This window comes from Salinisphaera sp. G21_0 (assembly GCF_017744115.1).
In the GTDB taxonomy this organism is placed as follows: Bacteria; Pseudomonadota; Gammaproteobacteria; order Pseudomonadales; family Endozoicomonadaceae; genus Endozoicomonas.
In genome coordinates this window covers 85,668-101,719 of the sequence record NZ_JAGHQW010000008.1, presented here as the reverse complement: position 1 = coordinate 101,719, position 16,052 = coordinate 85,668, and the positions used below count along the sequence as shown (strand labels likewise).

Below are 16,052 nucleotides of genomic sequence, written 5' to 3'. Positions count from 1 at the left end.
TAGTAATTTATTATCAGGAAGCTCAAAGGCCAACAGCGAAACCTCAACAGGCTTTGAAAATACTTAGGTAAAAAAAGGACCTGATAAATGTTCTATATTGGCGTACTGATTACTGCTGTTGCAGATACTATTTCTTCAGCTATTGCAACTGATCCACAGAATCCAACTACCGGCACAGCCACTGGTGACACCCGCCAGCTTCCCGATGACTTCGATCATCGCCAGGTGTGCCGGAACTCATCTGCAACCACATCCATTTGCAATCCTCCGCCAGACTCACCATCACCCCATCGACAAAGCCTCGGGCAAAGAACCATGCGGCCGCTCCATGTTGATATCACGATCACTGACACACCCTCCAGTGAAGAAAACGGGCATGATGCTGCTGTAAGTGGTTCAGCTGAAGTTGCTGTAGCCATAGATACTGCTCAATTACCCGAAGAAACTCTTGGAGCTGTTGACCAGGATTCTACTGAATTGCACGAAGAAACTCCTGAAACTGTTGACCAGGATTCTACGGAATTGCACGAAGAAACTCCTGGAGCTGTTGACCAGGATTCTACTGAATTGCACGAAGAAGCTCCTGGAGCTGCTGACCAGGATTCTACTGAATTGCACGAAGAAACTCCTGTAGCTGTTGACCAGGATTCTACTGAATTGCACGAAGAAGCTCCTGGAGCTGCTGACCAGGACTCTACTGAATTGCACGAAGAAACTCCTGGAGCTGTTGACCAGGATTCTACTGGATTGCACGAAGAAACTCCTGGAGCTGTTGACCAGGATTCTACTGGATTGCACGAAGAAACTCCTGGAGCTGTTGACCAGGATTCTACTGAATTGTACGAAGAAACTACTAACGCTATTGCCAAAGATACTTCTGAACCACCCAGAGACACCACTGAAACTACTGCCGAAGATTCATTTGAATTACGCGGAGACTCTCCTGAAACCGCTGCCATAAATAATACTTCCGGGCTACCCGGAGAAACAAATGAAACCGCTGTTATAGATGATACTAATGAACCACCTGCATCAACTTCAGATATGACTAGCTTCTTTGGCACAGACCATGAAGATAGTGGTGCAGCGTCTAGTAATGGTACTTTGGTACGTCATGACACAGACACAGCAACATTTCCACTAACTCCACCTCCTTCACCTTCAGCTCCTCCACCCGGATATTACGAGCTATACCCCAGGTACGCATTATATAATTCAGTGGACAATATTTATCCACCAGAAGCAAACGAGATTAACAAAAATCCCATCCCGGACGACCTTGAAGGGGCATGTGCATTGCCACCAGTTACTGAGATGCCAATAAGTCTGAAAGATTTCAATGACACCTACTATGATGCCTTACAGTATGGTGACTTATATACTATAAAGCGCCTGAGGCAAGATTATCCCCAGTTAATGATTGATCCTTTGACGCATCCGGAAGAACCGAAGAAATCATTTCATCCCCTGCATGTAGCTGCCACATTTAATCAGATTGAAGCGTTAGAATTTCTTTGCGAGAATCCGTATATTGATATAAATGCCTTATCATCTTTTAAGATGACTGCTCTCCACCACGCTATCAATAAAAATAACGTGGCAGCCGTAAAATTTCTCTGTCAACGCCAGGATATTAATGTAGATCTGGAGAATGCTTTCGGCTCCACCCCTATTATTTTAGCCTGTAAAAAGAACGTAGACGGCCAGATAATAGATGAATTATTGGCTCATAACCCATACCTGGGTGAGAACACAAACAGCAAAATTGCTCTTTCCTTTAGCGTTGAAAACAACAATTTTGAAACCACTAAAAAATTATTAGAATCCGGCGCAAAGGTTAACACGAAACATAAGGATGGAAAAGACAGCATATTTTATATTTCCTTCGATAAAGCCTCTGACGAAATCAGTAAATTGCTACTGCGTTATCTGCGGGACGTAAATCAACCACTATCTGACTGTAATGCTCGGGCATTGCATCTGGCTTCTTTAAAAAGCAAAGCTGATATTGCTGATTATCTGGTTAAAACTCGTAATGCTTCAAGATTTGTAACCAATAAATATAAATCCATGCCAGTCCATTATGCAGCGTTTGCAGGTGATGAAACAATATTTCGCAAATTAATTGACCTTGGATGCACCCTGGATGAAGAAAGAGGAAAAATAGAAGAAGACTTTTGGGATATGGAGAAAAATCCCAAGAAATTTAAAGAACACAGAAACATGCTAATTCGTCAGGGCGGCACACCTTCGGACTTTTTTAGATATAGAGGTGATATCGAACAGATTAGAAATCATGAGGCTAAATATAACCGCTCAAAAAAATCAATTAAGTTAGAAAAAGAAAATGATAAAAAGAAGATGCAAAATATGCAGGAACATCTTAAAGAGCAAGAAGCACTGGAGATAAAAAAAAGAGACCAAGCAAGAAAATTAGAACGTCTGAAACTTCAAATTGGCAGGTTTGAAGAACAAAATAAAAAAACAACTGACACTGATGCTGCCACAGGCGTTACATTAAGTACACCATCGACACCTGAACAGCCTGCTCCAGACTCAGATCTCTCTGCCCTTGCTTACACGCATCAAAGCGGACATAAAGCTATGCAGAATGAGTGGACCCGTTATGATGTAAATGACAGCAGGCTTCCACCAATGACACCGTTTACCAACATGGACGACGTGCCCGGGGCATCAGCAATACCAGCCATAATGAAGGAGCAATTAGACGATAAAACATTCAAAAAAAAGTACCTTAATGCAATCCAGGCAGGTGATATAGACACTTTAAGGTACCTGAAACAAGTTCGGCCCGAATCAATGATAGATTCCCTGAAAGACCCAAAGGATCCAGACGCATATATTCACCCCTTACATCTGGCTGCCTTAAATAACCAGTGGACGGCATTAACATTTCTTTGTGAGCTGGATGGAATTAATATCAATACTCGCATGAGTAATGGGCAGACAGTTCTTAATCTGGCTGTCCGCAAGAAAAAGGAGGACATCATACTTTTTCTCTGTCGGCAACCACACATTAATGTTGATTTATCGGATAACTCCACCAAACATACCCCTATTATTTCTGCCTGTGAGTTAAATTTAAGTGATCAGGTTATAGAGGCATTATTAGCGCATAAACCGAGTCTGGAGCCGAATAATAACCAAAAAACCGCACTTGGATTCAGTGTTGAAAACCATAATATTACAATTACTAAAAAGTTATTAGAGGCTGGAGCTGACGTTGGCAAGATTGTAGAAGATGGGAAAAACTCGGTGTTCTATATCGCTTTCCAGGATGGCACCGAAGAGATGAGTAAATTATTATTGAGTTATTTACCCGACATAGATAAAGCAGTAACTAAAAATGGTGCTCGCGTGCTTCAATTAGCTTCTCTTTTAGGCAAAAAAACACTGATTAAGCACTTGATAAGTGATTGTGAAGCATCAAGATTTATAGAGAATAATAGTCATGCCATGCCTGTCCATTATGCGGCACATCATGATCATTCAGAAGCACTGCGTGAATTACTCAAACAAGGATGCTCGATGAACGAGGGTCCGGGAAAAATAGAAGATGATTTCTGGCGCAAGAATAACGATGGATTTTATAGTTTTTTGGCTGGAAACGTACCTCCAACTGTAGATTATGAAAGTTACAACAAACCAAATGCGACTCACTTACACTTCCATGGAGGTACACCTTCAGAGTATTATGGAAAGCTAGATATAAATCAGTTAAACAACATTGAAAAACAGCTAAAATTCGACAATAAGGAAGAAAAAATGAAGGACAAAGTAAGAATGGAGAATAGACAAAAACAGAAAAGAAAGAAACAAAAACAACTAAAACAGGAAAAAGCGAAAGAAACAAAACAAAATAAAGAGCTAGAAAAACTAAATAAACAACTAGAAGAATTGCAGAAAAAAGAACTAGAACTGCAGAAAAAAGTACAAAACCAAAATGAGCCAAAAAAGCTAAAGAAGCCAAAAATATTTGGAGCTATTTGGAAAAAATAAGTGAGTATCTATTGGAACTTACGTATTTTAGCAATGTAAAACTCATTGCTCAGGTGCTATGCAAGCAGCAATGGCGTGCACTGGCACATGATTTCAAAGAGTTTGACGGGGTGTCGTGCTTCCGCACTCCGTTCGTCCCGGGCCTGTCGAAGGGCGGAAACTCCAGACTCTATCGAGCCAGGCACCCTTCGACCGTACATCCTGAGCCGAGCCGAAGGGCGCTCAGGGTGATCAGAGACTGTACACGTCAAACTCATTAAAACCCTTACCAGAATCTGATAACGCAAATTCGAAAAAGCTATTCCCTTAACCTCCCTTCAGGGAAATGATATGTTCCGAATTATCATGCAATAATAGATCTAAGGATTGATAAAATTTTTCCAAAATACCAATTCCCCGTCCTCCTTGAGAAAGAAACAATTACCCTGCCGAATACTCAACTTAAATCACTGAAGATTTGGATACAGAAAATTAAACTAAAGCATCTGAAAAATTCCAGTAATGATCTGCACCAATTTGCATTTAACCTTTACGATTTTGAAAGCCATAATCAAACGTGGCATAAAGCATCGGATAGTGATGAAGATTGATTAATATCACACTAGTCAAACAGCCTGTTTCAATTGAACAGGTCTTCCAGAAAACCATGGCATGCGTTGCCAAGTGTGACTGAGGCAGGCAAAGAAGGCAGTGCTGGAACTATTGGATAGTTTTACGGTCTGAACAAAGGCATTAATTAACAAAGTTCGTTAACGTTCAGTTTTTGCACGGCATTTCAGATTCTCTTATGGCTTATCCCAAAGGTAGTACCATAGTGATGCGCTATCAGGAAATTCAAAGGCCAACAACGAAACCGAAACAGGCTTTGGAAATACCCAATCAGACATAAGGCATGTACCATGTACTACTCCGTTGGCAATCCGGTTACTACTGTTCCAGATACTGATTCATTTGCCACTACAACTAATCCACAGAATCAAATTCCAGACACAACCACTAATGACACAACCACTGATAATGGTGCTCCCGGGAATTCAGGTGACTTCGATAACCGCCACATTTACGAGAGTTTATCTTCTACCTCACTCTTTTTTGATCTGCCAGATTCACAATCGCCCCCTCCTCAGGCGAGGAGCATCGGGCAAAGAACCATGTTGCCGCATCCTGTTGATAGCACGATGACTATCCCACCCTGCGGTCAAGAAACCGGGCATGCTACTGCTGATGAATATCAACTACCGTCAGATCCACCACCAGCCTATCCCGACAGTTCTGACCTTCCATATTTCAATCTGCCAACGTATGATCAGCTGTTCCCCTTGTTTTCAGTTCATGAGACAAATATGGCCATGCCCCGGCCAGAAGAAGACGAGATTAACGAAAATCCCTTCCCGGACGACCTTGAAGGGGCATGCGCATTGCCACCCATAACTGCCAAGCCATTAAATCCGGATGAATTCAATAATATATACTTTCATGCCTGTCTGAGTGATGATATAGAGACAATTTTTCAGCTGTGCCAGGCTGCTGATCCCAAGTCAATGAATAATTTTCTGACGCATCCGGACAACCCAACAATATCAGTTCATCCCCTGCATCTGGCTGCCGAACGTAATCAGCACAGAGTGTTAAGATTTCTTTGCCAAAATCCATATATTAATATAAATGCTCGCGGGCCTGAAAAAAATACCGCTCTCCACTTTGCCATCAGAATGCACCAGGGGGCGGCCGTACAATTTCTCTGTCAACAACCTAACATTGATGTAAATGTGGAAAACAGCCTCGGTTGCACACCTATTATTTTAGCCTGTGAAAAAAACTCAGATGATCGTATTATACAAACATTATTGAATAAAAAGCCGTACCTGGGCCCGAACAAAAACGGTGAAACCGCACTTTCCCATAGCGTTAAAAACAATAATCTGAAAGCTACTGAAAGATTATTATATAACGAGGCACCTGTTGACATGATCCATCGTGATGGAAAAGACAGCGTATTTTACATTTCTTTCACAAATGCCTCCGATGAGATTAGTATTTTGTTATTGAGTCATTTGACAGACATAAATCAAAAAATATCCGAAGCTGGGGCTCGTGTGCTGCATCTTGCTGCTTTAACAGGCAAAGATGACATCATTACTTACCTGATAGATAGGCGCAAAGCGTCGAAATCCCTGACCAATAAATACGATTCCATGGCAGTTCATTATGCAGCGCATGACAATAACGCAACAACATTGCGTAGATTAATCGATCATGGATGCACCCTGTTTGTAAGAAAAGGAAGAATAGAAAAAGACTTCTGGAAAAAGAAAATAATTGATGGTCGTTATACACAAAAAATAGACTTTACCAGGGCAAATAAATCAAACGGAGAAAAATTATTTCATCATGGTGGCACACCTTTGGAAATTTATGAAGGTGATAAAGTACAGATGATGAACTATGAGAAGAAACATGGAATTAAAAACAATGAAAAAGATACAAAACCAATAACAATATTCCAGAAATTAGCACAAAAACTACAAATACTGCCTACAGAAAAACCTGAAAAAACAACCGAAGCTGTTGCTTCCACAGACACTACACCAAGTGCGCTACCAGTACCTGAACAGCCTATACAGGGCTCGGACCACTCTGCCTTTGCCAACACACATACAAGTGGTGATGAAACAAACAGGCATCCTGAAAATATCGATCCAGACGACGTCTGCGGAGCATCAGCACTGCCAACTATAATGCAGGCACCACTTAGCCGGGACGATTTCAATATAACGTACTATAATGCGTGCGTTGAAGGTGATTTAGACACTATCAAGCGCCTGAAACAAACTCACCCCCAATTAATGATTGACTCTCTGAGAGATCCAAATGATCCAGAAGTATTACTTCATCCCTTGCCTCTGGCAGCCTTAAATAATCAGTGGGCAGTGTTAGAATTTCTTTGTAAGCTGGACGGTATTCATATAAACGCTTGCATGAGAGATGGTAATACCGCTCTTAGTCTGGCTGTTCGCATGAACAACCAGGATGCCATACTTTTTCTCTGCCATCAGCCTGGCATTGATGTCAATGTGTCGGATTCCAAACGTAATACCCCTGTTACTACTGCATGTGAGTTAAATTTGAACGATCAGGTTATAGATGCATTATTAGTGAATCCGAAGCAGGGCTGGATTAGATACGCACATACTGCACTTTATTTCAGTGTTAAAAACAATAATCTTAACACTACTGAAAAATTATTGAATGCTGGAGCCTTCTCGGACAGGTGTTATAAATACGCAACAAATTCCTTGCTTTACTTTTCTTTTACACATGCCAACGATGATATCAGTAAATTGTTATTGAAAAATATGCCCAACATAAACTCAGCAATATCTGAAAATGGTACCTGCGCACTTCATTTGATATGTGACCTGGGCAAACATACACTTATCTCGTACCTGATAAATGATCTTGGCGCATCAAAATTCATAGAGACTAAACTGCGTTCCAGGCCTGTCCATTATGCAGCGCACAAAGACAATAAAGAAACACTGATAGAATTAATCAAGCATGGATGCACCTTGAAGGAAGGTCGGGGAAAAATAGAAGATGAGTTCTGGCCACAGAGCATTGGAGCAATGTACGCCGGGGGTCGTTATATACCTCCAAGAATAAATTTTAAAAAATACAATAAATCAAATGGAGAGGATTTACACTACTATGGTGGTACACCTTTAGAATTTTACGGGCAAGATATAAAGGAGTTAGAACGTATTGAGGCATCGCTGAATATAAACATAAAGGAAGAAAAGAAGAAGGATCGAAAAAGTATGGAAGAAAAAAAGCTTAATTTAAAACAGGAAAAATAAGACAAGAGTTAAAACCCCACACGACTGCATGGATGCAGGATCAGTTGCTGGAAGTGACTGATCATCTGGCAATAGGTTCTCATTTGATTAACTGATTATGGCAGCAATGCAAAACTCCCGGGAGGCCCTATGCAAAGAGAACTGATATTATCTACACTATCGTGCAATATTGGATCTATTGATTGCCATGCCAACCCCCACTTCTCTGGAAATACAGGCCTTTTTACAACACCTCTGGCTTGAACGAGGGCTCAGCAAAAATACCCGTGAAGCTTACCAACGTGACCTGCTGCTGTTCACTGAGTGGCTGCAGGAGCACACTCAAAACGTCGGCAAGCTATTACTCTCAGCCAGCGAAGAGGACCTTCGCCGGTTTCTGGGCTGGCGTTATGAGCAGGGTTATCACCCACGATCAACCGCCCGGCAAATCTCCAGCCTGAGAGCCTTCTACCGTTACCTGCTTCAATCTGAACAGATCACCACTGACATTACGGCCAATATTGACATGCCCCGCCAGGGCAAGGCGTTGCCAAAAACATTGTCAGAAGAAGAGGTAGAAGCACTGCTCAATAGCCCGGATACCGATACCGCCATTGGTCTTCGTGATCGTGCCATGCTTGAGATCCTGTATGCCTGCGGCCTGAGAATCTCAGAACTGGTCAACCTGAAGATGGACAATATTAATCTCAGACAGGGAGTGCTCCGCATTATCGGTAAAGGCCGGAAGGAACGGCTGGTCCCCATGGGCCAGAATGCCATTGAATGGCTGCAGCAATATATACGACAGGCAAGAGGTGATCTGCTGAACCAGTATGACAGCCGAACCCTGTTTCCGGGTCGTCAGGGACGCCCCATGACCCGGCAGACCTTCTGGCATCGGATCAAGCGCTACAATACGATCGCTGGTATCACTGCCGACGTTTCTCCCCATGTCCTTCGACATGCTTTTGCCACTCACCTTCTGAACCACGGTGCAGATCTTCGAGTGGTCCAGCTGCTGCTTGGTCATAGCGATCTGTCCACCACCCAGATCTATACCCATATTGCCAACCACAGGCTGTCAGAACTGCATCGTGAGCATCATCCCAGGGGGTAATCTGACCGTTTATTCACTATTTTTTAGAACTCTCCACCGGATAACAGTGTCCAAGCGATACAACAGGAAGAAATAAGGCTAGACTACCCTGTTTTTATCCAGCGCTTCTCTCCAATGCTGGAACGGCTTGCCGATAGCCCTTGTGATGTCCGGGCTTATCTTGTGGATCTAATAAGGAATCAGTATGTCTAAATTCTCTGCGCTTCTGTTAACGGCCATGATGACCACCAGTACCGCCTGGTCTGTGGCCGTCAATGCAGAGGCTACCGGCAAGGACAGTGCCGTTCAGGGCCCCGAGACCCTGATTGAACGTCAGCTGAAACAACTTGATGCCAACGTTCCCATTGAGTCAATCACCAAAAGCCCGATGCCCGGCATCTACAAAGTGATGCTCAAAGGTGGCTTTGTGATCTACAGCAGCGAAAACGGGCAGTATTTTATCAAAGGCGAACTGTTGGAAGTTCGCGGTAACCAGCTGGTTAACTTGACAGAAGAGGTGAAAAGCCAGCAAAACGCCAGGCTGCTGAAATCCCTGAACAAGGAAGATATGGTGATTTTTGCACCGACAGGTGAAACCAAAGGTGTTGTTTATGCTTTCACGGATGTCGACTGTGGCTACTGCCGCAAACTGCACCGGGAAGTCGGCCAGCTGAATGCGCTGGGTATTGAATTGCGCTATCTTGCCTTCCCCCGGGGTGGCCAGCAGTCGCCAGTGCATGGCAAGATGACCGATGCCTGGTGTTCAGCAGACCGCAAACAGGCATTAACCGACCTGAAAACCGGCAAGTCAATCAGTGCAGAAATTCAAGGTGATAAGGCAGCGTGCAGTACTGTCATTGATAACCACTACAACCTCGGTGTCCAAATGGGCATTAACGGCACTCCGGCAATGGTGCTGGAAAACGGTCAGGTTATTCCGGGTTATCGCCCTGCTGCCGATATTGCCAGAATCATCAACAGTCAGCCTTGATGTTTGGGGAAGCCTGTCTGGCAGGCTTCCCTGGCACAAACTGAACCCCTGGTTTGGCCATTACAGATAGATCATTTTCTTTGTCATACCCCCATCAACCACGATATTGGCACCGTTAATAAAGTCATTCTCTTCATGGGTCAGAAACAGACAGGTATTAACAATATCCCGTGGCTTACCCACTCTCCCCGATGGATGCTGGCGGTGATCCTGCCCGGTCAGCTGATCATAATCTTCAGTTTGAATCCAGCCAGGGCTGATGGCATTCACGGTAATCGGCGTTTGTGCCAGTGATATGGCCAGTGTATTGGTCAGTGATACCAGGCCGCCTTTAGACGCACCATAGGCCTCCCAGCCGGGTTCATTCTGGTGCCAGCGGGTAGACGCAATATTGATAATTCGTCCGTACTGATTATCGCTATGGTGCCTGACAAACTCCCTGGCACAGTTAAAGCTGCCACTCAGATTGACATCAATTACTCTGGAAAACTCCGCAGCAGCAAGCTCAGTCACCGGTTTATTAAACTGGCTTATGGCACCATTATTAATCAGGATATGTGCCGTGCCATATTGGCGAGCAATGCTGTCAAAGGCTGCTTCAATCATCTCCGGTTTTCCCAGGTCAACGCTGTAGAAATCCATATCACCCGTTGCCGGTTGGTGCAGGTCGAAGCCAACCACAGTAGCCCCCTGCTCCCTGTAAGCCCTGGCAATGGCGTTGCCAATACCCTGACTGGCACCTGTGACAATAACGACTTTATCTGAGTACATACCGTGAGACATCCGTTATAGATAGCTGAAAAGCTGGCATAAAATCATTGTCCGATGATAGCATTCAGCCCCCTCTTATAGTGCCTGTTTATTTTCCAATGCACGTTTCCATTATCAAACGCTGGATTTTCTCCTCACTGACCTTAGTGAGTTTCTCCTCATACACTCTTGCCCACCCGGTGACTGAACTGGCCATTGATCTGGAAAATCAGCATGGAGGTCAAATAGGAATAGCGGTACTGGATACAGCAGACCAGTCTCTGTGGCATTACCGGGGCAATACTCGCTTTCCCTTAATGAGCACCTTCAAAACTCTGGCCTGCGCCAAACTGCTTGCAGGTGTTGATCAGCAAAAGCAACAACTGAACACTGAGTCCATGATTGAAAAGGCATTACTGGTCACTTACTCCCCGGTCACCGAACCCATGGCAGGCCAGACAATCACTCTCGGGCAGGCCTGTGAAGCGACGATGACAACCAGCGACAACACCGCCGCCAATATAGTACTGGCTGGCATTGGCGGCCCACAGACATTGACTGAATTTCTGCGTGCTACCGGAGATACTGTTACACGTCTGGATCGTATTGAGCCTGAATTAAATGAAGCGCATCCGGGTGACAAACGGGACACCACAACGCCACTGGCAATCAACAACACCCTGAATCAACTGATCCTGGGGAATACCCTGTCAGACGGCTCCCGGGCCCAACTGAAAACCTGGATGATGGCCAATCAAGTGGCAGGCAACCTGCTCCGCTCAATACTTCCGGCAGATTGGTCGATTGCCGATAGATCAGGTGCCGGCGGCAATGGTTCCCGGGGCATCACCGCCATTACCTGGAGTCACAGGCGTCCACCACTGATCATCAGTATTTATATGACCGGCACAAACGCCAGCCTGGAAGAGAGAAACCGGATGGTGGTAAAAATAGGTCAGGTTATTTTCAGTCATTTCGGGGTTCAGCAGGAGGCTGCCATAAAAGCCTCCTAATAGCCGACCTGTGTATCATTTATGAGTTTGATGTGTAAAATCTCCGTTCACCCTGAGCGTCCTTCGGCTCGGCTCAGAACGAACGGAGCCTGATAGAAGGAACCCATTAACCATGTACTACATGGAGAGACGTGCTTTCGGAGTTGGCAATCCCTGGAGCGTGGCAACAATTCTATTAAAGAAATGACAACTCATTAAAAACCGCTTCTAATTAAACACCGCGATGGGAAAAATCACCATTACCTTTTTATCAACTTTGTACTTTTTTATTCTTTATTAACTCTAAATTCAATTTGATACAAGATGGCTTAAACTTGTATATCCTCAAAACCCCGTACATCTCAAATATGGTTAATAATCATCGTGCCTGAATTACGCCAATACATTACGTGTGTGCTTCATAACAAGTATGATTTTTTGATAAGATACAATCACGCATTACCAAGACAGAATAGTTACATTAAATAATCAACAGGAAATAATAAATGATACCAAAACATCACTCTGCTTTATTCCAGAAGCCATTACTCTCAGAAAGCACTGAAAAACTGAATAAGAAAATAACTGATTACATTGCTTTCCCTAACGGAAGTTTTAGAACGCTAGCAAAAGTTAAAGAGGATGAACCTGAAGTCTACAGCAAAATGAAAACTCAGTTTATGACTGACATTGGCAAGCTGAAGCTTTTGACACAGCGTTTAATCAGCAACGAATTTGATGATCAAATTGATACCTTTCACTCAAAGATTTCAGATGATCTGAAAAATGATGATAAAAAACCTCAGAGCCTGGTATCATTCACGGATACTCGTTATTATCTCCATAATATCATTCATCGAACTGAGCGGTTTCTTGAGCTGGAAGCGGAAAATCCTGGTAATGCTGATAAGTTGTCTTTCAATAGAGACAGTTTTTGCGCTTTGTTTCATGAGTTTCTTTCAGGGATAGACTATTGTCTTGGGGGCAATGGTACCCGTATTCAAGGTGCATATACCAGCATCGAGAACTCCCGCGACCCACAAAAGGTTCTTCAGCAGATTCGACACGGGTTACTGGATTATGGCATTAAATTATTCCTGATAAAAGAGCGTGCCATTGATAAGAATGTATTTGTATTAGGTAATGAAGTACACACGTACAACGAGCTTTACAATTTAGTCTGTAAACAGTTTGGTTTGGACCCCCTAAAAGATCATGATCACAATGTAAAGATCAATGATAAGATTGAAATGCTTAACCGATTCGAACTTATCCTGCCATCCCTGATGCCAGAGTTCGAAATACTCAACAAAATGACAGATGTGTTTTACCAGGACTTAGTATACTCTTTAAAAAAGCGAAATAAGGAAGACTGGCTAACCCGTCCTGTTCTCACCTCAGAATTGGAGGATGAAATCACTGAAGGAATTAACGTGGATTTTATAACCCCAGTAAATCTTCGGTTCAAAACCAGCAATAAAAACAGGCTTAGCCTATGGACAATCATCAAACCCTGCGTTGATGGGAGCTATGAATTTTCAGAGAGTCGGGAGCGATTGCAGGTATGGTTAATCGATAATTATTTGAATCATACTCCTACCGCAAACGTGCTCACTATGGTTGGCAAGAAAAATAACGAAGCTTCTTCCCGGCTTTTTTCGAAGAAAAATAAAGATAAAGACAAAGATAAGGATGAATCACCACTTTCCTACATTGGCTCGAAGGATAATCTTTATTTTTGGGTCTTTAAATCAGAGACCCCTCTTATACAAGGTGCCAGCTGCAACCTGGATTGGGAGAACCATCAGACACTGACTCTGAGCCATTTAAAAACAGTTGATTTTTATAGCTTGTCGAATGAAGCACGTTTCAATCTTTTTCAATATGCTTTGAACAACTCCAATAAATCAAGTGACTTTTTTGAGTTTTTCTTTGATAAAACTGCATCTAAAAAATGGGACGCAATGGTTAAATCTGACCCTCAAATAAAGGAGATCATGTTAGAAAAAATCATTAATACCCTGAACAATGATGAAGCAGGGCCAACCGGTCTTTTACTGCATCTGCCTGTGGGATCTCTTAAAAAGCACGCCAGTGCTTTCTTTACCGACTTATTACATCGAGCATTTAAACTAAAAGAGGTTGGTATCATTGATTTTTTACTAAAACATGGTTTACACAAGAGTCCAACCAGTTTTATTAAAACTGAATACCAGAAAGTCTTGTTTTCCACGGTACAGTCTGACTCAGAAAAATTTAAAATACTCTGTAAACGCCCTGTTATTGACTTAAACTCAAAAAATGAAAAAGGTCAAACGCTGTTAATGATAGCTGCAAAATATGGAAAAACAGAGCACCTGAAACTACTTCTGGCAATGAAAGAAATTAAAGTGAACTTGCAGGACAAGAATGGCTATACCGCACTTATTCTGGCTGCATCAAATGGGCGATTGGAGTGCCTGAAAGCACTTCTGACACAGCAAAAAATTAATGTAGGGCTGCGTAGCAAGAATTGCTGGTCGCCATTAATGTCGGCAGCGAGATACGGTCATGGGGACTGCGTATTGGAATTGTTTGACCATGGTGCGTCGTCCATCGATGAACAAAACAAGGCAGGCTATACAGCGTTGATGCTGGCGGTAATTGGAGGGAATGAACGCTGCGTCTCGTTTTTATTCCAGAAATCCGATAGCGGCATCAATACAACCAATAAAAAAGATAACAATGCATGGATTCATCTGCGTAATAGATTTGGGGAAACGCTGGTAATGCTGGCTGCAAAACATGGCAATATTTATTGCCTGAAAGCAATTCTGGAGAAAAAAATCATTGACGTGGACGACACAGATAATGACGGCGATACTGCACTCATACATGCTGCAGAAAATGGGCAAACGAAGAGCCTGGAACTACTTCTGGAACAGAAAGGAATTGACGTTAACAAGCGGAACAATAACAACGAGACGGCTCTCATCATAGCTGCAAAAAATGGGCTCACGGAGTCCGTGCAACTACTTCTGGCACACAAAAATATTGATGTGAATTGTCAGGCCAATTGGGGTGTTACTGCGCTCATGCTGGCGGCAAAACTCGGTCACACGAACAGCCTGATATTACTTTTGACACATAAAGACATCGAATTGAATGAGTGGGACAGTGTCGGTTGGACCGCATTAATGAACGCAGCAAGACACGGTAAAACGGACTGTTTGCTGGCGCTGCTGAAAAAACAGGGAATTGACGCAAAACTGACTGACAGTCTTGGCTGGACGGCATTAATGTTGGCAGCAAAATACGGTCATGGGGACTGTGTTGAGGCGTTGCTTCTACATGATCCTTCGTCGATCAATGCAAAACAAAATGGAGGCTTTACGGCTTTGATGCTGGCGGCAGATGGAAAGGATGAACGTTGTGCCACGTTATTACTAAAACAACCCAATATAGACATCAATACAATAAATTTTTTCGGTAAAACCGCATTACAGAATGCGAAGGCCAATAATTTAGCAGAGTGTCAACCATGGCAAAAATTTCAACAGATCCTGAATGCAATAATCAGTGGTGATTTGAGATTACTGACTGAACTGCTGGATTTTGCCGAAGCATTGATCCATGTTCGCACCACAAAAGGGTTAACACTGGCAATGGTGGCCGCAAAAAATGGCCAGATTGATTGCCTCAAAGCAATTCTGGCAAGGAAAGTCATTGAGGTGAACAAGAGGGATGATATAGGCAAAACAGCACTCATGCATGCTGCAGAAAATGGGCAAACGAAGTGCCTGGAAGAGCTTCTGACACAGGAAAAAATCGACCCGAATGCGCAATCGGATGCAGGTTGGACTGCAATATTATACGCAGCAAGTAAGGGGCGATTGGACTGTCTGAAGGTGCTTATGAAACACCCGGGAATTAAATCAGACCTGCCTGAAAAGAATGGCTGGACACCATTAATGTCTTCAGCAAGAAACGGTGATGTCGACTGCGTTCAGGTATTGATTGAACAGGGTGATCCGTCAATCAATGCAAAAAAAAATGACGGCTATACGGCTTTGATGCTGGCAGTATTTGCAGGCGCATCAGATTGTATCAGGTGTTTACTTTTACACCCTGACATCAAAATTGATAGCGAAGTTATCAATCTGGCTAAAGAGAAAAATGGCCCGGAAATTTATCAGCTAATCGCTAATCATAACCCTGAATCCCGTTGAATCTATCATCAGAAGGTCCATGTCCAATAATAAGTAGCTGAACAAATGAGATCATTTTTTCTGACACATCAGGGCAAAAACCACCGACTGCGGGTAACCAGGAGGCTGACCGAGAATAGACTGCCCTACTGCGGTGGCTGCAAATTGGTCTAAAAATTC

The 16,052-nt window shown here is 43.2% G+C and carries 7 protein-coding genes; 6 read left to right on the top strand and 1 reads right to left on the bottom strand.

What is annotated here, in order from left to right:
* The first annotated feature begins 87 nt into the window (after nt 1-87).
* From J7439_RS06010 to J7439_RS05995, 4 genes are all read left to right on the top strand, one after another.
* Complete coding sequence (locus J7439_RS06010) at nt 88-4,020, top strand: ankyrin repeat domain-containing protein (RefSeq protein WP_209200921.1); 3,933 nt, start codon at nt 88-90, stop codon at nt 4,018-4,020.
* An 899-nt stretch (nt 4,021-4,919) separates the two neighbouring features.
* Nucleotides 4,920-7,877 (top strand): ankyrin repeat domain-containing protein, encoded by a 2,958-nt coding sequence (locus tag J7439_RS06005; protein WP_209200920.1) that lies wholly within the window; start codon nt 4,920-4,922, stop codon nt 7,875-7,877.
* A gap of 187 nt (nt 7,878-8,064) precedes the next feature.
* Nucleotides 8,065-8,973: a site-specific tyrosine recombinase XerD gene (xerD, locus tag J7439_RS06000; RefSeq protein WP_209200919.1), complete on the top strand. Its 909-nt coding sequence runs from the start codon at nt 8,065-8,067 to the stop codon at nt 8,971-8,973.
* A 184-nt stretch (nt 8,974-9,157) separates the two neighbouring features.
* Nucleotides 9,158-9,943, top strand: coding sequence for a thioredoxin fold domain-containing protein (locus J7439_RS05995; RefSeq protein WP_209200918.1), 786 nt, complete (start codon nt 9,158-9,160; stop codon nt 9,941-9,943).
* Nucleotides 9,944-10,003: 60 nt separating this feature from the next.
* On the opposite strand, the gene J7439_RS05990 is transcribed toward J7439_RS05995, so the two are convergent.
* Nucleotides 10,004-10,714: an SDR family NAD(P)-dependent oxidoreductase gene (locus J7439_RS05990; protein ID WP_209200917.1), complete on the bottom strand. Its 711-nt coding sequence runs from the start codon at nt 10,712-10,714 to the stop codon at nt 10,004-10,006.
* 98 nt (nt 10,715-10,812) lie between these two features.
* Here J7439_RS05990 and bla point away from each other — a divergent pair, with 98 nt between their 5' ends.
* Together bla and J7439_RS05980 are read left to right on the top strand one after the other, a co-directional pair.
* Nucleotides 10,813-11,706: a class A beta-lactamase gene (bla, locus tag J7439_RS05985; protein WP_209200916.1), complete on the top strand. Its 894-nt coding sequence runs from the start codon at nt 10,813-10,815 to the stop codon at nt 11,704-11,706.
* A gap of 485 nt (nt 11,707-12,191) precedes the next feature.
* A complete protein-coding gene (locus J7439_RS05980; RefSeq protein WP_209200915.1) occupies nt 12,192-15,893 on the top strand; it encodes an ankyrin repeat domain-containing protein in 3,702 nt (1,233 codons plus the stop codon).
* Nucleotides 15,894-16,052: the final 159 nt, after the last annotated feature.